Source organism: Gilliamella sp. LMG 34359, from assembly GCF_984569085.1.
The window spans coordinates 847,880-869,722 of the sequence record NZ_OZ474906.1; the positions used below are offsets into that span (position 1 = coordinate 847,880).

The window sequence follows — 21,843 nt, forward strand, 5'->3', positions numbered from 1 at the left end:
ATGAAAGAGAGAACAACTGAACTTGTTGACGGTTTAAGGCATTCAGTCCCTTATATTAATGCCCATCAAGGAAAAACCTTCGTTATTTTATTAACCGGCGCCGTGTTAAAAAGTAATAATTATGCAAGTATCATTAGCGACATTGGTTTATTACATAGTTTAGGTATTAAATTGGTGATTGTTAATGGTGCGCGTAACCAAATAGATGAGTCGTTAAAAAACCATAATATCCAACCGAAATATCATAAAAATACCCGGATCACTGATGCTTCAACGCTAGAGATTGTTAAACAAGTAACTGGATTATTACAACTTAATATTACCGCCAGTTTATCAATGAGCTTAAATAATACGCCATTGCAAGGTGCCCATATTAATGTGGTCAGTGGTAACTTTGTTATAGCGCAACCATTAGGTGTTGACGATGGTGTCGACTATTGTCATACCGGAAAAATTCGACGAATTAATAACGAAGCTATCGATCAGCAGTTAGATCGTGGCTCGATTGTCTTACTCGGTCCGGTGGGGGTGTCGGTGACTGGCGAAAGCTTTAACTTATCATCAGAAGATGTTGCAGCCGAAGTTGCCATTCGTCTTAAAGCTGATAAATTAATAAGTTTTTGTGCTGAACAGGGAGTACTTGATGAACAAAAACATGTAATTACTGATCTGTTCCCTATTGATGCTGATAATTATGTTAATCACAAAGAACAAACCGGCCAATATCTATCTAGTGAGGCGCGTTTTTTGCGTGCAGCATCTAAAGCATGTCGTAATGGGGTACGTCGTAGCCACTTGGTTAGCTATTTAGTGGATGGATCTATTTTACAAGAACTATTTTCGCGCGACGGTATCGGTACCCAAGTTTCGATGGAACATTCTGAACAAATTCGCATGGCAACCATAAATGATATTGGTGGAATTTTAGAGCTGATTCGACCACTTGAAGAACAAGGTATTTTAGTCAAACGCTCAAGAGAGCAGTTAGAAATTGAAATCGATAAATTTACTATTATTGAACGGGATCATATGACCATTGGTTGTGCGGCACTCTATCCTTATCCAGAAGAAAAGATGGGCGAAATGGCCTGTTTAGTCATTCATCCACAATATCGTAACTCATCACGCGGTGATTTATTGTTAGAAAAAATTGCGGAACGGGCCAATAATTTAGGATTAGAAAAAATCTTTGTACTCACTACTCGTAGTATCCATTGGTTCCGCGAAAAAGGTTTTAATCCAGCTGAAGTGGATGATCTACCGATTAAAAAGAAACAACTTTATAATTATCAAAGAAACTCGAAAATTTTAATGTTTGATTTGATCTAAAAACCAATCGCTAAGAAAAAGTCCGTATCACAACGGACTTTTTTATTTTGTTTAACTAAAAAGTTTAACAATAAATTCGGTGATTAACGATAATGATGTGAAATCAGGATCGGCAAAAGTCACACCTTCAACACCTAAAAATGCAAAGAGAGGTAGTGCAAGTGCAGGTAATACGCATAAAAGTAAACCGTTAACGAAGGCCGCAATAATCGCTCCTCTTGCGCCACCAGTTGAGTTACCAAAGATTGCCGCTGTACCACCGGTGATGAAACTTGCCATTATTCCAGGAATAATAATTGGCAAACCAATAAAAGGAAAAACAACCACGCAGGCTATTTCAGTAAAGAAGCTAACAATAAAGCCCACTAATACACAATTTGGTGCTTTATCAAATAACACCATCGGATCGACCGCTGGCACACAACCCGGTGCAACAACTTGAGCAAATCCTTTAAAAGCAGGAATAATTTCTTCAGTAAAAATAGCGACCCCTTTTTTAGCAATGTACAGACCACCGGCAAAAATTGCAGATTGTTCCAACGCAAAAATAATGAATGTATTATTTTTAAGAATATCTTTTAAATAATCAGCAGAAGAAAACGCGCCAGATAAACATAGTAAGACAAACATAGTAATAAATGTCGCCACATCAGACTGCCTTAAAAAGCTAAAACGGTCATTGATTTTAATATGTTCAATATCATTTTTTTTATTTCCGAGCCATTTACCTAAATAAGATCCTATTAAATATGAAATAGTCCCTGCATGAGCAATACAATAATCATTATTGCCTATTATTGTCCGGCTAAATTTAGAGAGTAAAGTTGGAAATACCGCCATATAAAGGCCAATAATAACTGCGCCAGAAGCAACAATGGTATAGCCATTATAGCCCATCCCTTGTAAAACAGCGGTGAATGAAAATGCCATAAATAGCACTAGGTGCAAGGATAGATAAATCGATTTAAAGCGGGTAAATCTGGCCAACAGGAGATTAATTATCATCGCAAAAAAGAGAATAAAAGCAGCACTTGTGCCAAGTGATTCCATCGTTAACGCGGTAATAGCTTCATTACTAGGTACTACCCCATGCATTCCAAAAGCGTGAGTAAACATGTTACTAAACATGATTAACACGCCGCCTAAGATTTTTCCGCCGGTTTTAATTAGTACAAAACCAATAAATGAAAGTAGTGTACCGGTAATAATTTTAGAAATTTTAGCTCTCTGTAATATCAGACCGATAAAAGCAACTAATGCAATAATGATAGCTGGCTGACCAAAAATATTTAGAAAAAGCGCCATAGTTCCACTCCAAAGATAATAATAAAATATTGGGTCATTATAAATAAAACGCCATTTCATTTTGTGTTTTAGATCACAATTTAACAAATGAAATATACAGATAATCAATTAGTAACAAATTATTTATCTTAATTGCCGATGCTAATATGATCTTTTTCAACTAATGTTTGTTTGAGTTATGGCAGTTATTGTAAAAAAGTTGTGTAGTCAGTAAGCGTCACTAAATTTTGAGTAGTAACCAACTAGCCATTAACTAAGCCGAGATTGATAAGATGCTATACAGACATCGTTTAAATCAGTTTTATTTGCAAAAAATATCCTCGACGCATTTTAAGTAATATTTTAATTAATTATTTTTATCGCTAATGTTTGTTTGAGTTATTGCTGTTTTTTGTGAAAAATGAGAAGGGCTACACCGAGTTACTGGTTTTGAGAATAAGAGGTGGAGTTATAAAACAAGCTTAGTGGATTATAGTGGTTTTAGACCTGATGCATTTATAATATCAAGCTTAACGGTTGGCGAGTTAATAGGGTATAGGTAAAAAATTAACTATAGTTAAGGTCTACTTTAGCTAGAATCAATCGAAAATATGAGCGTTACCTATTTTGATATTAAGCAAGTAAATCGACAATCAAAACAGGTAACACTCTGTTAGCTAAGATCTTTATCTAATGCAATCTAAATTAACACATTAAATTATTTATTAGTTATTTTACTACCATTTTCTTTAATAATATCAGCTCCTTTTTCTACCTTAATTGTCGTTTTACTGAACTCTACTGATGCATTACGAATTTTAAAACCAAGTTCAGATTGAATATTAATATTAGAAAATTTGATATTATCGAATGGCTTTTCAGGAGTTCCAATGATAAAACCTGCATAATTGGTTTTACCTTTAACTGTAAGATTATTAAAGGTTATGTTATTAAAGTATGGGGTTTCGTTTTCTTTATATGCTTTCGGTTGTTCATTATCAGCTGGGTAGATTTGGTCGCCTAACATAAATCCGCCGGCAAATTCCCCTTCTTGCAACGCTTTAACTCTCGCATCTTTAGTAGTTGGTCCTCCTTTATAATAAGCTGACAGTACAATAGGCGTTTTTACATTTATCATTGTGTTGTTGTTATAGTGAATATCTTTGACTTCTCCGCCTTTACCTCTTGGCGATTTTATTCGAATACCATACATTGCATCAGTAAAAGTATTATTTTCTGCTAGTAAATTGCTTACACCGCCATTCGTTTCTGAGCCGATAGATAATCCTCGCCCAAGCATAAAGTTATTATCTGCAATATAGAAATCATGGCTAAGATTGCTGATTGTCGATTTTATTGCCACGTGATCATCACCAACACTGATGTTATTTTTGGTGATGGTGACTCTTCGGCTATTCATCGGATCAATTGCATCGGTATTTTGCCACCAAGCAGGAGCCGATATGGTTGTTTGATTAATCGTAATATCTTCGACATTTTTAAAAACGATATGAAAACTTGGTGAATTCTGTATGGTGACGCCTTCAATTAAGATATTATTCGCGTCTTTAAATAAAAGTAAACGTGGACGATTTGTTGGTCCTTTTTTTCCTGCCTTACGAGTCTCCGCGCGATATTTTTCTAAAAGCGTTGAACCTTGCCCATCAATAATACCTTCACCTGTGATAGCAATATTTTTTTCTTCTGCAATATTAATAAAGCCAATCCATTGTTCAGCCAATGGTAATGATTTAGCCGAGCTTGACCATTTTTGTCGTTCTTCTGTGGGATGATAAGCACTTTCTTCAGCAGAAGCTTGTAGCACAGCATCTTTTTCTAAATGAAATTCAATATTACTTTTTAAAAACAGTGGTTCAGATAGGTAATAACCAGCAGGAACAATAACTTTGCCACCACCATTTTGCGCACAATCATCGATAGCCGTTTGAAATGCTTTGGTGTCATACCAAATACCGGTGGCTTCAGCGCCATAGTCTCTAACATTACATTGTTTAGGCGGAATATTTAGTTTGTCCAAAGTAACAGGAGAAAATGAAGGCGAGGCTAGCGCAGTAAAACTAGCAGTAAGCGTCAGTAAACTGATAGATAATCCATTTTTTATAATTAATTGATACATGTTTTTTCCTTGATAAACAATAAAAGATGAAATAGTGAATTTAAAAGTGATTATCTTGGTTAATAACCAAAGAATCTGTTAATGGAGTCACAAATTTGAAAAATAATTTATAAAAAATGAAATGATGTTTTAATTTATAGCGTGCGAACTATATAGCCATTTACTCAGGTAATCAATTGACTAATTGATTAGCCATTTCATCACTGACGACTAATATATCGATATAATTTGCTTTTAATGCCGCAATCAAACTATTAAGTTTTTCAGGATCACCGCTAGCACATATTTTTAGGGGAATTTTTTTGAGGTTTTCTAATGTTACCCCAATAATTTGATCATGAAGTGGGGTTTGTAATTCCTTACCATTTTTATCATAAAATCGCGATAAAATATCGCCGACAATCTTGCGGTTGGTAACTTTTTGAAAAAGTTCACCATAAAAACCATACCAAATTGAGCTTTTAGATATCGCAGGGCAACCAATACTAAATAAAGCAATGGTGATTTTATCCCACCAATTATTGAGTTCTTTCATATGTTGAGTTTTGGCAATTTCGCTTTTTAAATTGGCTGTATCGACGATAGCCGGGTAATCAATCAATATCGCTTGGCTTTTAAGTTTATCAGAGAGTTTATAAGCAATATTATTGACATGGTATTTAGTTTCGATCTTGCCAGAAGGGCCACCGATCATTGGTACGATAGTAACGTTTTCGAAGGTAGCATTATCATTTTTTAAGCTATTAACAATATAATTGATCGACCGCCCCCAAGACACACCAATGACATCATTTTCGGTAATATTTTTCAGTAGAACATTTGAGGCGACATTACAAACAATCTGATTTTTACTTTCATTGTCGTTATCAAGATTAACCGGCACGACAATCACTTGTTTTAAATGATATTTATTACAAATTTTTTCTTCTAACGCGATATCCGGTAACAAATTATAATTAATCGAAATCGAAACAATACCAAGCTCGCGTATTGTTTTTAACATTCGGCTAATGCTTGAACGATGTATATTAACGATTTTTGCTATTTCCGACTGTGTTTTGTTTTCTTCATAATACAGTTGAGCAATCTTAATTAACAACTTGTGTTGTTCAAGTTCGTCGTTGCTAAAATTTTGATTAATCATAGTAGCGTTATCTTATTTTTTAGTTATTAAATACTCAGTGTTTTTATTCACCTCAAGAAGTTTTTTTTGTATGACAACTCGAAGTGAATAGAGAGTATACCAAAAAATCAAGAATCGATATCAGGAAAATAGTTTAAAACATAATCTTCGGCCTCTTTTGACCAAATGCCATGATTTTTAGATAGTATCTGGTGTAAAGCAACATCATCCGCATCTTCATTTAGTGATTCTACATTTTTAAGATCAAACTTTTTGTGGGTATAAACCAATTTTTTTCCACCTTTAATTTGATCCTGTATTTGCGTGACTTTACTCGCTTGATCAATACCCATAATGTGCGATACGATTTTTGCCACATCGACAGCTCCCGATTCAATAAGTTTAACAGCTTCGCGCATATCATTGGTATTACCGCCTGAAGTACCAACGATATGGGTAAAATTGTAATGAACATCGTAGAAGTTAATTTCAGCAGAAAAGTTCTTATCTTGTGGACCGGCAAAAAAGTTAAGACAACCGTCAATCGCCAATAATTGCGAGGCAAGTTGAATCAACTCTTGCGAAGGTAAGAAAACAAAAATATCATCAAAACTTCCGGTTGTGGATTTATCTTTTAATAATGAGACTTGATCATCAATATTGGCAATATCCACAAATTCTAATTCAATACCATTACGAGATTGATAAAGGCTTTTTAGATGTGCTATTTTTTCTTTGCTGCGACCAGTTACGACAATCTTTTTTGGTGCGATAGGGCCACCTAATGCATAATCTATTGCCAACATTCCCATCGGACCAGTACCACCTAAAATAATCAAATTACCATTAGGTTTTATTCCCATGATATGTTCATAACTATTTGGCTTTAAATGAAAATTAGCATTGAATGCACCAATAATGCATGATAGCGGTTCAATTAACGCGCCTTCAAAATAGGTTTGTCCATCATAAGGGATTAAGCAGTTTTGTTTCAGTACATCATGGTTAATTATCATGTAAGTTGCACAACCACCGGTATATGGATAGGAGTAACCGACACAGTAAGGACTATCCGCAAGTTGCAAATTGGCTTGAACAACATATTTTTGTCCTGGTTTAAATTTATGCTGCCATTTTTTCCCAACTTTTATAATTTCACCGCAACATTCATGTCCAATGATAATTGGGTTATTTTTTAAATCAGGTGGTGTTTTTTTATGATTTTCACCTTGATTAACTAATTTCAATGAAGACATACACATACTATCAACAATGACGGTCACTAGAATTTCATCATCAGTAATATCTGGTAGTTCAAATGACGCTAAGCGCAAATCATTTTTGCCATATAGTCTAACCGCATGAGTTCTCATATATTCCTCTTATTTTTAAATTTGGTTAAATTGGTTGATGGAAAGGTTCAAAGTCTGGTTATTTGGATAAAGCAGAGCACTATGACTAAATTATTAAATAACTCTGAACCTTTTTATTCATTTTGGGATGATCAATTTTTTATCTTCTTCTCCCCCTAGTATCAGCCTAGAATACCTAAGCCGTAGCCAATAATGCCGACCGCAAATAGTGCAAAAATTAAGATTATTGGACTTACTTTTTTCCTTAACAATTTCATCATTAAAAGTGTTAATGCTAGCGGTAACAGGCCTGGCACCAGATCGTTAAGGATGCCTTGTACTGTCATAATGACCTCTTCACCATTGATGCCAGCCGTTTGTGACACAATAAGTGGAACATTTATCGAGGTCCATTTGGTGACTAATACGCCCATGATAAATAGGCCTAAAATAGTTGCGCCTTCGGTTAATTTTGGCAGAATATTACCCGAGAGATCTTTGACGATACCGATTCCCTTTGATAACCCATAAGTTAAGCCATACCATTTCATTGCCAGTCGAATTAAATTAAATATGACAAAAAACAATAATGGGCCAGCGATATTGCCACTCAGTGCTAATGATGCACCTAGCGCCGCCGTTATTGGCCGTAACGTTCCCCAAACTAATGGATCACCCACTCCCGCTAACGGCCCCATCAGACCTACTTTCAGACTGTTAATGGTACCGTCAGAGATATCAGCACCATTGGCTTTAGCTTCTTCCATTGCCATGGTGACGCCGATAACTGGCCCACACATAGCCGGAGTTGTATTAAAGAATGTTAGATGTCTTTTTAATGCTTCGCGTTGCTCCTCTTTTGTTTTATATACTCGTTTGATGGTAGGAATCATATCAACACAAAAAGCTAAGGCATGTATGCGTTCATAATTAAAAGATGCTTGTTGAAAATTAGATCGAATAAAGGTACTAACAATATCTTTCTTTTGAATAGTATTTGATATTTCTTTCATAATAAATTCCTTATTTATTAATCATCTAACTCATCATCAGCAATGATTGAATGATTATTTGCCACAATGTTTTTTTCATTATTTTTACTGGTATTAAATTTAGAATTTAATTGCACATAAAGAATGGCAAAAATAACGCCTAAAATACCAAATGACAGTAAGCTAAAGTTTAGATAACCACCAAGAACAAAGCCCAAATAGAAGAAAGGTGCTAAATATTTGACCATCATCATGTTTAATACCATTGCATAACCAACGACAACAATAAATCCACCAGCAACGGCAAGGCCTCCAGTAACAATATCTGGTAACATGCTTAATAGGGAGTTAACGGTATTAGCATCAACATAAATGGCGACTAAAGTTGCCGGTATTGCTACGCGTAATGCTTGTACAAACAGCGCACTGTAATGTAAAAGTTCTATTTTTTTGAATTGAACTTTTTCAGCCGCATTATCGGCTTCATGTTGGAAGACCACGGTGATGGTTCTAGCAAACACCGTTAACACTTGTCCTGCTGCGGCAACGGGTAGGGCGATGGCGATTCCGGTTTGAATATCTTGCTTACCAACTACGACTAAGATCGTCGATATGACGCTAGCTAGTGCAGAATCAGGTGATTGGGCGGCACCAATATTCATCCATCCTAATGCTATTAATTCAAGCGTACCCCCTAGAATAATACCTGTTTTTATATCACCTAATATTAAACCTATTACCGTACAAGCGATTAGTGGGCGGTGAGTTTGAAATTCATCAAGTACGCTTCCCATACCGGCTATACAAGCAAAGATAAATATTAATACAATTTGAAATAATGAAATTTCCATGTTTTGCCTCCTTGTTTATTCCTATTAATTAATTGGGAAATTCTTGTTCAAGTAACTTGATAAAATCGACGTTAGGATCGGTAATTACCACTTTTAAACAAAGTTCAACTCCCATTTGCTGCATTTTTCTAAATGCAGATACGTCGTTTTCATCGACTGAAACGGCTTTAGTAATCTGTTTTTTGCCTGTTTTAAACGACATACCGCCAATATTGATACTTTTAATTGGTACCCCATGTTCAATTAGCCGCACCACATCGGTTGGATTAGTAAATAGATAAAACACGGTATCATTTGCATATTTGGGGTTTTGATAAACTGCTGCTGCTTTTTCGATACTCACCACAGAAACTTTAATGCCAGGAGGGGCTGCTTGTTTAACTAAGGTGGAACGGATTTCGTCGTTAGCAACTTCATCGCTCACTACAATGATTCTTTCCGCCTTTGCTTCTTTGGTCCAAACTGTTGTGACTTGACCATGGATTAAACGGTCATCAATACGAACTAAATTTATAATCATTTAAAACTCCTCATCTTCAGCGATGTCTTTAGATATTTTTTTGAAAGATTTGATGAAATCTGATTGGATGTCATTAAGTTGTTCAAAAGCTTCTTCAAAGCTAATTGATGCATAATCAAGATGTAATAACGCTAAGCAAAGGGGTAAAGATAAACCAGTGATAACTTCGATATTTTCCAATTGCATAGCCAATATTGCGGCGGCGTTATAAGGGCTACCGGAAAAAATATCAGTGATAATGATGAATGGTTGATCTGTTGGTGGATTAATGATTTTTAGATATTTGTCTTTTAACGTCTCAATACCATCACCTAATTGAAAAGTGATAGCATGTAAGTTTGGGTACTCGCCAGCTATCATTTCAATACTATTTTTCATTTCTACAGCAATGTTGCCATGGCCTGCTAATATAAAGTTCATATCACACCTCTTTCACAAATTCTTTTGTTGCTTCACAAATGTTTAAACGAATCTATATTCACAAATGTTCAAAGTAAATCACCAATGTGCAAAAGTGTGACGTGGGTTTGATTTTCTTGCAAAATAAAAGAAAAAGTTTTTTTTTAACGAAAAAAAGAGGTATTTTGTAAGATCAAAAAAATTAAAGATTAGAGAATCGAATGATCATTTATTAATTAATAAAATGAGTCATTGAATTTTGTAGGATCTGTAAAGTAAATGATTTTTTCAGGTAGAAGCCTCTTGGGCGAGTTAAAATGATCTCGCCATTTTCACCAATCGCTTCAGTTAAAGCTTTGCCATTGGCGGCTTTTGGTCGGATTTGTAAATAGGTACCATAGCGTGCTGTAATCTTTTCTACTTGACCAAGGGCAATCATATCCATTAATTCTTGCCAATCTTGTTTAAGCTGTTGCTCTTGTTCAAAAGTTGGCGTCCACAGTATGGGGTGTCCTACTTTTCTTTCGGCTAGAGGAATACTTCTTTCCCCTTCAATAGGGATCCATAGTACTTTGCTGAGTTTGTATTTTACATGACTCGTTTCCCAAATCACTCCATGATTAGCCATTAAGGGGATAACACTAACAAAAGTGGTTTCTAATGGTTTGCCTTGTTTATTAATTGGAATGGTTTTTAATTCGATACCTAAACTGGCAAAATCGCGCTCGGCTTTGCTCCCCGCATTCGCACCTAGATAAGTTTCAATAAGATTGCCTACCCAGCCTTTTTGTTTGTTAAGGTTAGCAGGAATAGGCATATTGACATATTGCGCTATCTCAGCAAAGCTATAACCAGCAGCTAATTTGGCACGATTTAACAACTCTTGTTCATTAGAAGGATAGAAGTTTGGCATGTGTTTTAAATAAATTTAATAATATCCACAATCAATTATATTGGTTGTGGATATTAAAATAAATCTATTAACTTAGCTTTTCAACCCATTTAGCATAACTATCAATAATTAATGCAAGAAATGACTGAGTTTTTTCATTAATATTACCATGTTCATCAAAAGCGGCAGCGATATTACCGACATAAGCTTCCGGTTGTTGTAAAGTTGGCATATCAAGAAAAACTAGCGATTGTCGCAACTGGTGATTGGCACCGAAACCACCAATAGCGCCTTGTGATACCGAAACTACCGCCGCGGGTTTTTTGGACCAAACACTTTTACCATAAGGGCGTGAACCGACATCAAGAGCATTTTTAATAACCGCCGGTAATCCACGATTATATTCAGGGGTAACAAAAATCGCACCTTCGCAGCTGGCAATTGCTTGGCGAAAACGATTATAAGATGGTGGTGGTGTATCAACATCAATATCTTCGTTATAAAAAGGTAAATCACCAATTTCAATAATATTGAGTGAGAGTGAGGCTGGTGCAATTTGTTGAAACACTTTGGCCACTTTTAAATTGTAGGAATCCTTGCGTAAACTACCAACAAGCACGGCAATTTTTTTACTCATTTGTAATTCTCCTTAATGAAAAGAGAAAGAGACACAAAAATGTGTCTCTTAGTCGGTATGAAAATTTAGGATCACTTAATTTTTTAGTGACCTGAAGAGTCCAATTTACGACTAGTTTCAAATAAGAACCAAGCTCGTTTTTCTGTTTGGTCTATCCACTCTTCAATTAAACTTGCTGTTGCTGAGTCATTATATTTATCACAGATATCATGAGCAACACGCATACGAGTAGTCAGTTTAATATTATCTTGGCAGAGCTCGGCGATCATATCTGATGGCTCAACAAAATCAGCATCATTATCCGAAATACTTTGTAATTTTGAAATATGACCAATTGAACGTAATGTGGTACCACCTAATTTGCGCACACGTTCAGCAATTGGATCGGTCATAGCAAATAGTTCTTCACCTTGATCATCTAACATTAAATGGTAGTCACGGAAGTGAGGACCACTTACATGCCAATGAAAGTTTTTGGTTTTTAAATAGAGAGCAAATACATCTGCTAAAACAGAGTTCATTGCGCCAGAAATATCTTTTGAAGCTTTTTCCCCTAAATCAGTTGGAAATAAAATTGCAGATTGTTGTAATTTTTTGGCAGAACTTACATTTTTTGCTGTTAGAACTTTTGAAGCTGTTGCAGATTTTGAAGTAGTAGTGCTTTTTTTAGTAGTACTTTTAGCCATGTAATATTCTCCTATAGGTGAATTAATTGATTACTTAACCATAACCAAATTACGCCAACTCTTTATTAAAGTCCAATCAAAATGAGCTATTTTTAACTATTACTGCTATATCAACAATCTATGAATGGTTATTTAACTCATTTTTCCTATCGTTTTAAATAATTTCTTTCAAAATAAAAGAAAATGTTTCAAATTGTGATCTAGTTAAAGTTTTTTTGATTTCATAGTTGTTAATATTTTTTTGCAATTTAACTCAATAGGAGAAAATATGATTGATACAATTTCATTTGGAGCCGAATGGTTTATCGGTTTATTCCAAGAAGGCGGTAAAGTGTTAGTCGGGATGGTCACCTCGATTTTACCTTTATTAATTTCATTATTAGTTGTTATGAATGCGGTGATTAAATTTATCGGGCAAGAGCGTATTGAACGTTTAGCACAAGCTTGTGCTGGTAATCCAGTTTCACGTTATTTATTCCTTCCTTTAATTGGTACTTTTGTGTTTTGTAATCCGATGACATTAAGCTTAGGTCGCTTTATGCCAGAGTTTTACAAACCTAGTTATTATGCAGCATCTTCCTATAGCTGCCACTCAATGAATGGGTTATTTCCACACGTAAATCCAGGGGAACTTTTTGTTTACCTAGGGGTTGCCGCTGGGTTAACCACCTTAAATTTACCATTAGGTCCATTAGCTGTTAGTTATTTCCTTGTCGGTTTGATTACTAACTTCTTTAGAGGTTGGATCACTGACTTTTGTACAGCCATTTTCGAAAGAAAAATGGGAATTAAATTAGATAGAAAAGTTCACTTATAACAATTCATCTATCACGATAAAAGGAAAATAAAAATGGCTAACTATATTCGTATTGAAAAAGGTGAAGCAGGTTGGGGTGGTCCATTAGAGCTGCCAATCGTTGCTGGTAAAAAAATAGTTTATATTGCAGCAGGCACAAGACCGGCAATTGTCGATACTTTAGTTGAACTAACCGGTTGGCAAGCGATTGACGGTTTTAAAGAAGGTGAGCCACCTAAAGAGGAAATTGGCGTCGCGGTGATTGACTGTGGTGGAACACTGCGTTGTGGTATTTATCCAAAAAACCGAATCCCAACCATCAATATCCACGCGACCGGTAAATCAGGACCACTTGCTCAATATATTGTCGAAGACATTTATGTTTCAGCAGTTAAGCCAAACAACATCACCGTGATTGAAAAAGATGGTGATGTGGTTAACGAAGTTGCAGCGCAACCATCTCAACAAAATGCTAAAGCATCAGAATTTAAAAATTATGACAGTAATAAAAAAATCACTGAACAAAGTGATGGTTTATTAGCCAAAATTGGGATTGGTATGGGTTCTGGTGTAGCGGTTTTCTTCCAAGCTGGTCGGGATACTATTGATACAGTTCTTAAAACCATTCTACCTTTTATGGCCTTTGTATCTGCTTTAATCGGTATCATCATTGCATCTGGATTAGGTGATCTTATTGCCCATGGGTTAGTTCCATTAGCCGATAATCCTCTAGGTTTAGTGATATTAGCACTCATCTGTTCTTTCCCATTACTTTCACCATTCTTAGGTCCAGGTGCTGTTATCGCCCAAGTTATCGGCACATTAGTTGGTGTTCAAATTGGGCTAGGAAATATTCCGCCTCATTTAGCATTACCAGCATTGTTTGCCATTAATGCGCAAGCTGCATGTGATTTTATTCCTGTTGGTTTATCCCTTGCGGAAGCGAAACAAGATACTGTTCGGGTAGGTGTTCCTTCTGTTTTAGTAAGTCGATTTTTAACTGGTGCACCAACCGTGCTAATTGCTTGGGGGGTGTCGTTATTTATCTACCATTAAAGTGTATTTAACTATTTAGGGATGAGGATCATCCCTCTTTGGTCAACAGCGAAACTAAAGTTTTCGCCTTAACTAAAAAATTAGAGAAGGTTAACGATGTCGAATGTTATCTATCAATCAAAAATTAATCAAATCGGTGAGTTTGCTCCAGATGCCTTAGCTGATGGCATGTTGATACTCTTTAAAAATGGAGCGCCTTCAGATTTGGCGGATTACTGTTTTATACATAGTCATGAGGATTTAAAACAGGATCTTCAAGTCGGCCAAGTTTTGCAAATTGGTAAACATATCTATCACATTACCTCCGTTGGTGATGTTGCTAACACCAATTTTCGTGAATTGGGGCATATCACATTGAGGTTTGATGGCAGTAGTCAGGCCGAATTACCGGGAACTATTCATGTAAAAGGTGATATTCCAAATCAACTTTTTGTGGGTGATGAAATCAAAATTTTAACTAATTAAGGAACAAACAATGAAAAAAGTTGCAGTTATCATAGGTGGTGGACAAACTTTAGGGGAATTTTTATGTAAAGGTATTGCCGATGCTGGTTATCATGTAGCGGTTGCCGATTTAAATGTTGATAATGCAATTAAAGTTGCTGATGCAATTAACCAGAAACATGGAGCCGGTACGGCTAAAGGATTTGGTGTTGATGCAACTAATGAAGAGAGTGTGATTAAACTTGCACAAGATGTTGATAATACCTTTAATCGAGCTGATTTAATGGTTTATAGCGCAGGTATAGCAAAAGCGGCACCCATCACTAACTTTGCCTTAAAGGATTTTCAATTATCAGTAGACGTTAATCTTACTGGGTATTTTTTATGTGCTCGTGAATTTGCTAAATTAATGCTCAAACATAATACAGCTGGTCGAATTATTCAAATCAATTCCAAATCAGGCAAAGTTGGTAGTAAACATAATTCCGGTTATAGTGCAGCTAAATTTGGTGGCGTTGGTTTAACTCAATCACTTGCGCTCGATCTTGCTGATTATGGTATTACTGTAAATTCCTTAATGTTAGGTAATCTCTTGAAATCACCAATGTTCCAATCATTAATTCCTCAATACGCTAAAAAATTGGGTATACCAGAAAGTGAGGTAGAGCAAGTTTATATTGATAAAGTGCCACTTAAACGGGGTTGTGATTATCAAGATGTACTTAATGTACTGCTATTTTACGCGAGTGATAAAGCCTCTTATTGTACTGGTCAATCAATCAATATTACTGGCGGACAAGTCATGTTCTAATTAAGATCATGTTTTAATATAAAATCATGTATTAATATAAAATCATGTATTAATATAAAATATAGTGCGGAAGTGTCAATTAGCACTTTCGCATTGTTTGTTTAGCATAAACTATTACTGGAGATAACCATGAATATGACTACAACGTTAATAATTTTTGCACTTATGGCATGGTGTGTCCAAATCGTTTTTAGTTGGTTGCAAATCCGCCGATTTAATCATGCTTTTCTGGCGATGAAAAAGGGGCGATATTTAGGTGTTGGTCGTAGCCAAACCAAATGGTTTAAGCCGCGAGTTTTAATTGCTGTTTCTTTGGACGAAAACCAAACGGTAATTGATTCAATTAGCATGAAAGGCATTACAGTATTTGCACTACCTAAAGCCATTCCTCAATTACTTGGACTTAATGCAAAAGAAATTATTCCTGAAACGATATATCCGAATGATCCTGCTTCGCAAAGTGCATTGTCAACCGCACTAACTGCGAGCAAATAGTAAATAACATTTATTTTGAAAAGTATTTTCTTTTAGATTGAAGTATACTATCTTGCAAAATAAATGATCTTATTTACTGTGAAAATAATGGAATCTCGGCATGAAAGTTAAACAAAGGCAGACGGCAATTTTAGAATATTTACAGAATCATGGACAGGTTAGCGTTGATGAATTAGTGGCACATTTTCGAACTACTGGAACGACAATAAGAAAAGATCTGACGCAACTTAATGAGAGTGGTTTAGTCCTGCGAACTTATGGTGGTGCGATGTTAAATCGAGAAATCGGTGACCGAGCTATCGATCATAAAACCTACATCAATACCGCCGCGAAAAAAGCGATTGCTCAAGAAGCCGCAAAACTGATTCATGAAGGTGATTCAATTATTTTTGATGCCGGTAGTACTGTTGCGCAGATGATCCCCATGCTAGCTCAATTTAATAATTTAACTATTATGACCAATAGCTTACACATGGTTAATGAACTGGTGGCGAATGATGATGATCAAACCATTATTCTAACCGGTGGTACCTTTCGCCGTAAATCAGCCTCGTTTCATAGTAATAATGCCTCCGCAATTGCTGCTTTTGAATCTTATTCTTTTGATAAATTATTTATGGGGGCTGATGGTGTCGATGTTGTTGGTGGTGTAACAACTTTCAATGAGAGTTATCATGGCAGTGTGGCGATGAGTAAAGCTGCTGCTAAATTAATTTTATTGGTTGATTCAACCAAATTTGGACGACGCAGCCCAAATGTGGTTTGTGATATTGAATCAGTTGATACCATTATTACCGACAATAATTTAGATGATAAATATTACGACGCTTTAATTGAAAAAGGTATCAAAGTTATAAAAGTAAAACCGTTAGATAAATAACGCATTTTTAGAATCTGAAAAATTTGCGTAATGGAGTTTAGCCACGCTCAATATTGGCTGATAAACCCGATATTTAACCACCAATTCTGATAATTTTATGTAAGATGGGGTTGCTGGTCACTAATCGTAACGTCTTAAAATGCTTAATTTGTTTCAGAACACAAACTGTTTTAGAATCAAATTGTTTTAGAACGCGTTATCATGCGCTCGGACGCTATTATCCTTTAACACTACCTTGAATATTATCACCCGAACGCTTGGCTAACACAGATTAAAACAGTAATCTTGCTCGAATTGTACCGACTACATTTTTTAATTTCACCAATAACTCTTCCGCTTTATTTTGTTCTACTCTATCAATATCAATAACCACATAACCAATTTTGGCATCAGTTTGTAAATACTGAGCTGAAATATTTAAACCTTGTTCCGCAAATAGTGTATTTATTGCCGTCAATACCCCGGGTTGATTGTGGTGAATATTGATAAAGCGACTCGAGCCTTTTGCCGGAATCGGTAAGGAGGCTTCCGGGAAATTAACCGCCGAAAGGGTTGCCCCTGTATCTGAATATTTTGCTAATTTAGTTGCAACTTCAATGCCAATATTTTCTTGGGCTTCACTGGTTGAACCACCGATATGTGGGGTAATAATCACATTATCGAATTTACACAGTGGTGATTCGAATGGGTCATTATTGGTTGCTGGTTCACTAGGAAAAACGTCAATTGCAGCACCACTAAGTTTATTGTTTTCAAGCGCTTGAGTTAAGGCCTCGATATCAATCACACTACCGCGGGAAGCATTTATCAATATTGAACCTGATTTCATCATATCGATTTCTGATTTACCAATCATTTTAATGGTGGTTGAATTTTCAGGAACATGCATGCTGACAATATCACTCATCGCAAGTAATTCTTTCATAGTTGAAATTTGTTTAGCATTGCCTAGCGGTAATTTGGTTTCGATATCATAAAAATAAACATTCATGCCTAATGATTCAGCCAATACACTTAATTGACTACCAATATGCCCATAACCAATGATGCCTAAATTTTTGCCGCGTGCTTCATGAGAGCCGGTAGCTAATTTGTTCCACTTACCTTGGTGAGCTTTGGCATTAGCTTCCGGCACACGACGAAGTAATAAGATTGCTTCGGCTAACACTAGTTCAGCAACCGAACGAGTATTGGAAAATGGCGCATTGAAAACAGGGATTCCTTTAACTGTTGCTGCATCAAGTTCAACTTGATTAGTACCAATACAGAAACAGCCAATTCCCGCTAGTTTTGGAGCGGCATCGATGATATCTTTGGTCAAATGTGTTCTTGAACGAATACCAATAAATCTTGCATCTTTTAATGCCGCTTCGAGTTCGGATCGCGATAGTGCACCTTTATGATATTCGATGTTGTTAAAGCCTGCCGATTTAAGTGTTTCAATCGCACTAGGGTGGACACCTTCAAGTAATAGAAACTTATTTTCATCTTTAGTTAACGCTTGAACAACCATCTCTTCCTCTCTATTTTTTATATTTAAATCAATTTATGATGCAACATTAAAACTGCAATCTATTTTTTTGTTACTTCTTTTACGCCAGAACTGGTACCGACTAAGGCGATATCTGCTCCTTTATTGGCAAATAATCCCACTGTGACCACACCGGGTATACTATTAATTCGATCTTCTAATTCCATAGGTTTGGCAATGACAAGGTCATGAACATCTAAAATGACATTACCATTGTCGGTAACCACACCTTGCCGATAGATGGGTTTGCCACCAAGTTTGAATAATTCACGAGCAACATAAGAGCGTGCCATCGGAATCACTTCTACAGGTAGTGGAAATTTACCTAACACATCTACCACTTTGGATTCATCAACGATACAGATAAACTGTTTTGCCAGAGCCGATACAATTTTTTCTCGGGTTAATGCAGCGCCTCCGCCCTTAATCATTTGCATATTATGATTAATTTCGTCTGCTCCATCGACATAAATATCTAAGCTATCAACATCATTGCAGTCTAATACTGGTATGCCATAGCTTTTCAATTTTTGGGTTGAGGCTTCTGAACTAGAGACAGTTCCTTTTATCTGATCTTTCATTGTAGCTAAGGCATCAATGAAGTGTGCTGCGGTAGATCCTGTGCCTACGCCGACTAATGAATCAGGTTTAACAAATTTTAGCGCAGACCAACCCACTGCTTTTTTTAGTTCATCTTGTGTCATGATATCACCGTGTGTAAATCCAATTTCGATCAAAAAAAATAAAATTTTAAAAGCAAAATTATTTAAGATATGGCATAGTAACCAATTGGAAAGCAAAAATCATTAGTATTTTTAGAAAATCTATAAAGTTTTAAAACGATTTGAATTTTTTTGCAAAATTAAAGTAGCTTGAATGACCAAGCGTAGATCAAATCATTAGTAAAGAGATTATGAAGCGTCCAGATTATAGAGCATTACAAGCATTAGATGCAGTGATAAAAGAGCGAGGATTTGAACGAGCAGCTGATAAATTGTGTATTACACAACCAGCGGTTTCGCAACGAATTAAACAATTGGAAAGTTTTTTTGGTCAGCAACTCTTAGTGAGAACGATTCCCCCAAAAGCAACTAAACAAGGGGAGCATCTTTTAGGATTATTGCATCAAGTAGAATTGTTGGAACAACAATGGTTAGGCGACAATGAACAAAATACGACACCACTATCATTATCCATCGCCATTAATGCTGACTCTTTAGCAACATGGTTTTTACCTGCTTTAAAACCGGTATTAGATAAAAATATTTTACGTTTTGATATTCAAGTCAAAGATGAAGAGCATACTTTAGAACTACTGCGATTAGGAACCGTTGTTGCGGCCATTAGTATTCAACCTAATCCATTACCAGGTTGTTTATCGGATTTATTAGGTGCATTAGACTATATTTTTGTTGCTTCTCCGGAATTTGCTAAAAAATACTTCCCTAATGGCGTAACCCGTTCATCGCTGTTAAAAGCTCCAGCGGTAGCATTTGACCATTTGGACGATATGCATCAAGCCTTCTTGCAAGAGAACTTTAATCTTACCCCTGGCAGTGTTATTTGCCATATAACCAGTTCATCTGAAGCTTTTGTCCAATTAGCTAAACAAGGTTCTGCTTGCTGTATGATTCCGATGCTACAAGTCGAGCAGGAGTTAAAAAATGGCGAATTGGTTAATTTGACCGAAGGTTTATTCCAAAGACGTATGCTTTATTGGCATCGTTTTGCGCCTGAAAGTAGCGTGATGCAAAATATTTCCGAAACATTGATTCGTTACGCACAACGCATATTGTCACAGCACCAAGAACGCAAATAACAGTCAGATTAACTATTTTTATCTGATCATAATATTGTTTTATGTACTTTACCTTCTATTACAATTTATAGAGCTAAAAAGATGAGCCAATTGAAAAACGACCGTTATTTACGAGCTTTACAATGTTTGCCTGTAGATTACACGCCAATTTGGATGATGCGTCAAGCCGGTCGATACTTACCTGAATATCGGCAGCTTAGAGCTAAAGCGGGTGATTTCATGGCCATGTGCCAAAATCCAGAACTTGCCTGTGAAGCGACGTTACAACCATTACGACGCTTTGATCTCGATGCAGCTATTATTTTTTCCGATATTTTAACTATTCCTGATGCAATGGGGCTTGGTTTATATTTTGAAACAGGTGAGGGACCGAAATTTAAAAAAACAGTTTCTTGTTTAAACGATATAGCCCAATTGCCAATACCTGATCCAGAACAATCGCTGACCTACGTCATGGATGCTATCCGCTTAACGAAGCTGGAGTTAGATGGTAAAGTTCCATTGATTGGTTTCTCTGGTAGTCCATGGACGTTAGCGACTTATATGGTTGAAGGTGGTAGTAGTCGGACATTCACTAAAATAAAGAAAATGCTTTATTGCGAACCGAAAGCACTACATTTGTTGTTAGAAAAATTAGCTAACAGTGTGGCACTATATTTAAATGCTCAAATAGCGGCTGGTGCGCAATCAATTATGATCTTTGATACCTGGGGCGGAGCACTTAGTCACCAAAGTTATCGAAGTTTTTCTTTGCATTATATGCAATTAATTATATCGCAACTAAAACGTGGTAAGAAAAGCCAGAATATTAACTCTTATATTCCTGTGACGCTATTTACCAAAGGCGGTGGTCTATGGCTTGATGCGATTTCTAACTCAGGATGTGATGCAATCGGTGTAGATTGGACAGTTGATTTGAATCAAATCGACCAAAAAGGTAATATTGCCATACAAGGTAATTTAGATCCGGCAATATTATATGCCAATCAAGAAACTATTGCGTCTAACGTAGAGTCAGTTTTGGCAGAATTTGGTCACTATAATGGTCATATTTTTAATTTAGGTCACGGTATCCACCAAGATATTCCGATTGAGCATGTGCAATATTTAGTTGATGCAGTACACAAACAGTCAAAAAGGTTTCATTCATGATTAAAAATCCAGTTCAATTAAGGCTAGCAAAGTTGCCCGTCTGGAAGCAGCGTTTATTTATGGTTTGTTTATGTGAACGAATGTACCCAAATTTTATTTACTATTGCAATTTGCAACAAGATGAACTGTCAGCTGTTGGATATAAAAAAATTCTTGATCTTATTTGGGAATCATTGTTAGTTGAAAATGTAAAAATCAATTTTGATTTACAACTCGAGAAATTAGAATCACTAATTCCAATTGTCAATAATGATAGCCCATATATGGTTTACCCTGCTATTGATGCTTGTCAGGCATTGAGTGAGATTCTACACTCTTTTATCAGTGGCGAAATAGTGGAACATACCGCCAGAGTTAGCAGTATCTCCGCAACTACTGTAGCGGAATTTGAAATGACCAAAGACAATATTGATCTGGCGGAAGATGAACAATCATCTCTACCTTGTGTAATTGAAGAATTTGATTTGCAATGGGAAATATATCGATTATTAACTGATGAAAATAATGAAAGCATTGATTTGATTCGCGGTCTTAAAATGGACATTCGGTCAGCAGAAATTAGCAATATTGGTGTTTTTTTGAGCGATCAAGCCAGTTGAAGCATTATTTTTTTAATTTCTATTAAATTTTTCTTTAACATTGAGCAAATATAGACTA

23 protein-coding genes are annotated in these 21,843 nt (G+C 36.0%); 10 read left to right on the forward strand and 13 right to left on the reverse strand.

Annotation, left to right across the window (positions count from 1 at the left end; translation table 11 throughout):
* Entirely contained in the window at positions 1-1,329 is a 1,329-nt protein-coding gene (argA, locus tag AC5LXV_RS04005) for an amino-acid N-acetyltransferase (RefSeq protein WP_493467434.1), read from the forward strand.
* A gap of 51 nt (positions 1,330-1,380) precedes the next feature.
* On the opposite strand, the gene ulaA is transcribed toward argA, so the two are convergent.
* From ulaA to AC5LXV_RS04060, 11 genes are all read right to left on the reverse strand, one after another.
* Entirely contained in the window at positions 1,381-2,634 is a 1,254-nt protein-coding gene (ulaA, locus tag AC5LXV_RS04010) for a PTS ascorbate transporter subunit IIC (RefSeq protein WP_493452172.1), read from the reverse strand.
* A 697-nt stretch (positions 2,635-3,331) separates the two neighbouring features.
* Entirely contained in the window at positions 3,332-4,750 is a 1,419-nt protein-coding gene (locus AC5LXV_RS04015) for a glycoside hydrolase family 28 protein (protein WP_493467435.1), read from the reverse strand.
* Between the two features lie 172 nt (positions 4,751-4,922).
* Positions 4,923-5,894: a sugar-binding transcriptional regulator gene (locus AC5LXV_RS04020; protein WP_493467436.1), complete on the reverse strand. Its 972-nt coding sequence runs from the start codon at positions 5,892-5,894 to the stop codon at positions 4,923-4,925.
* A 107-nt stretch (positions 5,895-6,001) separates the two neighbouring features.
* The gene (locus tag AC5LXV_RS04025) at positions 6,002-7,246 is read right to left on the reverse strand and encodes a zinc-binding dehydrogenase (RefSeq protein WP_493467437.1); all 1,245 of its coding nucleotides are present in this window, start codon (positions 7,244-7,246) and stop codon (positions 6,002-6,004) included.
* Between the two features lie 161 nt (positions 7,247-7,407).
* Positions 7,408-8,238 carry a mannose/fructose/sorbose PTS transporter subunit IID gene (locus AC5LXV_RS04030; RefSeq protein WP_110434649.1) on the reverse strand — a complete coding sequence of 277 codons (831 nt, stop codon included), beginning with the start codon at positions 8,236-8,238 and terminating at the stop codon, positions 7,408-7,410.
* Between the two features lie 17 nt (positions 8,239-8,255).
* Entirely contained in the window at positions 8,256-9,068 is an 813-nt protein-coding gene (locus tag AC5LXV_RS04035) for a PTS mannose/fructose/sorbose transporter subunit IIC (RefSeq protein WP_493452174.1), read from the reverse strand.
* Positions 9,069-9,096: 28 nt separating this feature from the next.
* A complete protein-coding gene (locus AC5LXV_RS04040; RefSeq protein WP_034883852.1) occupies positions 9,097-9,588 on the reverse strand; it encodes a mannose/fructose/sorbose PTS transporter subunit IIB in 492 nt (163 codons plus the stop codon).
* Entirely contained in the window at positions 9,589-10,008 is a 420-nt protein-coding gene (locus AC5LXV_RS04045) for a PTS sugar transporter subunit IIA (RefSeq protein WP_110434651.1), read from the reverse strand. It lies immediately after the preceding gene.
* Positions 10,009-10,219: 211 nt separating this feature from the next.
* On the reverse strand, positions 10,220-10,900 hold the full coding sequence (gene mutH / locus AC5LXV_RS04050) for a DNA mismatch repair endonuclease MutH (protein WP_110424413.1): 681 nt from the start codon (positions 10,898-10,900) through the stop codon (positions 10,220-10,222).
* A gap of 67 nt (positions 10,901-10,967) precedes the next feature.
* Positions 10,968-11,516, reverse strand: a complete 549-nt coding sequence (locus AC5LXV_RS04055; RefSeq protein WP_493452177.1) for an NADPH-dependent FMN reductase — start codon at positions 11,514-11,516, stop codon at positions 10,968-10,970.
* A gap of 83 nt (positions 11,517-11,599) precedes the next feature.
* Complete coding sequence (locus AC5LXV_RS04060; protein WP_493467438.1) at positions 11,600-12,202, reverse strand: Dps family protein; 603 nt, start codon at positions 12,200-12,202, stop codon at positions 11,600-11,602.
* Positions 12,203-12,470: 268 nt separating this feature from the next.
* Here AC5LXV_RS04060 and srlA point away from each other — a divergent pair, with 268 nt between their 5' ends.
* From srlA to srlR, 6 genes are all read left to right on the forward strand, one after another.
* Positions 12,471-13,019 carry a PTS glucitol/sorbitol transporter subunit IIC gene (srlA, locus tag AC5LXV_RS04065; protein WP_034883846.1) on the forward strand — a complete coding sequence of 183 codons (549 nt, stop codon included), beginning with the start codon at positions 12,471-12,473 and terminating at the stop codon, positions 13,017-13,019.
* Between the two features lie 33 nt (positions 13,020-13,052).
* The gene (gene srlE, locus AC5LXV_RS04070) at positions 13,053-14,054 is read left to right on the forward strand and encodes a PTS glucitol/sorbitol transporter subunit IIB (protein ID WP_110434654.1); all 1,002 of its coding nucleotides are present in this window, start codon (positions 13,053-13,055) and stop codon (positions 14,052-14,054) included.
* Positions 14,055-14,150: 96 nt separating this feature from the next.
* Complete coding sequence (srlB, locus tag AC5LXV_RS04075; RefSeq protein WP_493445820.1) at positions 14,151-14,519, forward strand: PTS glucitol/sorbitol transporter subunit IIA; 369 nt, start codon at positions 14,151-14,153, stop codon at positions 14,517-14,519.
* Between the two features lie 10 nt (positions 14,520-14,529).
* Positions 14,530-15,309, forward strand: a complete 780-nt coding sequence (gene srlD / locus AC5LXV_RS04080; RefSeq protein ID WP_110434656.1) for a sorbitol-6-phosphate dehydrogenase — start codon at positions 14,530-14,532, stop codon at positions 15,307-15,309.
* Between the two features lie 135 nt (positions 15,310-15,444).
* Entirely contained in the window at positions 15,445-15,804 is a 360-nt protein-coding gene (locus AC5LXV_RS04085; RefSeq protein WP_493452181.1) for a transcriptional regulator GutM, read from the forward strand.
* A gap of 100 nt (positions 15,805-15,904) precedes the next feature.
* Positions 15,905-16,684, forward strand: coding sequence for a glucitol operon DNA-binding transcriptional repressor SrlR (gene srlR / locus AC5LXV_RS04090; RefSeq protein WP_034883842.1), 780 nt, complete (start codon positions 15,905-15,907; stop codon positions 16,682-16,684).
* 271 nt (positions 16,685-16,955) lie between these two features.
* On the opposite strand, the gene serA is transcribed toward srlR, so the two are convergent.
* Both serA and rpiA read right to left on the reverse strand, forming a co-directional pair.
* Entirely contained in the window at positions 16,956-18,197 is a 1,242-nt protein-coding gene (gene serA / locus AC5LXV_RS04095) for a phosphoglycerate dehydrogenase (protein ID WP_110434657.1), read from the reverse strand.
* Between the two features lie 59 nt (positions 18,198-18,256).
* Positions 18,257-18,919 (reverse strand): ribose-5-phosphate isomerase RpiA, encoded by a 663-nt coding sequence (rpiA, locus tag AC5LXV_RS04100; protein ID WP_493445822.1) that lies wholly within the window; start codon positions 18,917-18,919, stop codon positions 18,257-18,259.
* 209 nt (positions 18,920-19,128) lie between these two features.
* On the opposite strand from rpiA, the gene AC5LXV_RS04105 reads away from it, so the two are divergent.
* The 3 genes from AC5LXV_RS04105 (at position 19,129) to AC5LXV_RS04115 (ending at position 21,785) form a co-directional block, all read left to right on the forward strand.
* Positions 19,129-20,034 carry a LysR family transcriptional regulator ArgP gene (locus AC5LXV_RS04105; protein WP_034883838.1) on the forward strand — a complete coding sequence of 302 codons (906 nt, stop codon included), beginning with the start codon at positions 19,129-19,131 and terminating at the stop codon, positions 20,032-20,034.
* An 81-nt stretch (positions 20,035-20,115) separates the two neighbouring features.
* Positions 20,116-21,186, forward strand: a complete 1,071-nt coding sequence (gene hemE, locus AC5LXV_RS04110; RefSeq protein WP_493467439.1) for a uroporphyrinogen decarboxylase — start codon at positions 20,116-20,118, stop codon at positions 21,184-21,186.
* Complete coding sequence (locus AC5LXV_RS04115; protein WP_493467440.1) at positions 21,183-21,785, forward strand: YjaG family protein; 603 nt, start codon at positions 21,183-21,185, stop codon at positions 21,783-21,785. Before hemE ends, AC5LXV_RS04115 begins: the two co-directional genes overlap by 4 nt.
* The last annotated feature ends 58 nt before the right edge of the window (positions 21,786-21,843 follow it).

Coding starts and splice junctions, on each gene's coding strand:
- argA (WP_493467434.1), top strand. CDS start 1: ATGAAAGAGAGAACAACTGAACTTGTTGACGGTTTAAGGCATTCAGTC.
- ulaA (WP_493452172.1), bottom strand. CDS start 2,634: ATGGCGCTTTTTCTAAATATTTTTGGTCAGCCAGCTATCATTATTGCA.
- AC5LXV_RS04015 (WP_493467435.1), bottom strand. CDS start 4,750: ATGTATCAATTAATTATAAAAAATGGATTATCTATCAGTTTACTGACG.
- AC5LXV_RS04020 (WP_493467436.1), bottom strand. CDS start 5,894: ATGATTAATCAAAATTTTAGCAACGACGAACTTGAACAACACAAGTTG.
- AC5LXV_RS04025 (WP_493467437.1), bottom strand. CDS start 7,246: ATGAGAACTCATGCGGTTAGACTATATGGCAAAAATGATTTGCGCTTA.
- AC5LXV_RS04030 (WP_110434649.1), bottom strand. CDS start 8,238: ATGAAAGAAATATCAAATACTATTCAAAAGAAAGATATTGTTAGTACC.
- AC5LXV_RS04035 (WP_493452174.1), bottom strand. CDS start 9,068: ATGGAAATTTCATTATTTCAAATTGTATTAATATTTATCTTTGCTTGT.
- AC5LXV_RS04040 (WP_034883852.1), bottom strand. CDS start 9,588: ATGATTATAAATTTAGTTCGTATTGATGACCGTTTAATCCATGGTCAA.
- AC5LXV_RS04045 (WP_110434651.1), bottom strand. CDS start 10,008: ATGAACTTTATATTAGCAGGCCATGGCAACATTGCTGTAGAAATGAAA.
- mutH (WP_110424413.1), bottom strand. CDS start 10,900: ATGCCAAACTTCTATCCTTCTAATGAACAAGAGTTGTTAAATCGTGCC.
- AC5LXV_RS04055 (WP_493452177.1), bottom strand. CDS start 11,516: ATGAGTAAAAAAATTGCCGTGCTTGTTGGTAGTTTACGCAAGGATTCC.
- AC5LXV_RS04060 (WP_493467438.1), bottom strand. CDS start 12,202: ATGGCTAAAAGTACTACTAAAAAAAGCACTACTACTTCAAAATCTGCA.
- srlA (WP_034883846.1), top strand. CDS start 12,471: ATGATTGATACAATTTCATTTGGAGCCGAATGGTTTATCGGTTTATTC.
- srlE (WP_110434654.1), top strand. CDS start 13,053: ATGGCTAACTATATTCGTATTGAAAAAGGTGAAGCAGGTTGGGGTGGT.
- srlB (WP_493445820.1), top strand. CDS start 14,151: ATGTCGAATGTTATCTATCAATCAAAAATTAATCAAATCGGTGAGTTT.
- srlD (WP_110434656.1), top strand. CDS start 14,530: ATGAAAAAAGTTGCAGTTATCATAGGTGGTGGACAAACTTTAGGGGAA.
- AC5LXV_RS04085 (WP_493452181.1), top strand. CDS start 15,445: ATGACTACAACGTTAATAATTTTTGCACTTATGGCATGGTGTGTCCAA.
- srlR (WP_034883842.1), top strand. CDS start 15,905: ATGAAAGTTAAACAAAGGCAGACGGCAATTTTAGAATATTTACAGAAT.
- serA (WP_110434657.1), bottom strand. CDS start 18,197: ATGGTTGTTCAAGCGTTAACTAAAGATGAAAATAAGTTTCTATTACTT.
- rpiA (WP_493445822.1), bottom strand. CDS start 18,919: ATGACACAAGATGAACTAAAAAAAGCAGTGGGTTGGTCTGCGCTAAAA.
- AC5LXV_RS04105 (WP_034883838.1), top strand. CDS start 19,129: ATGAAGCGTCCAGATTATAGAGCATTACAAGCATTAGATGCAGTGATA.
- hemE (WP_493467439.1), top strand. CDS start 20,116: ATGAGCCAATTGAAAAACGACCGTTATTTACGAGCTTTACAATGTTTG.
- AC5LXV_RS04115 (WP_493467440.1), top strand. CDS start 21,183: ATGATTAAAAATCCAGTTCAATTAAGGCTAGCAAAGTTGCCCGTCTGG.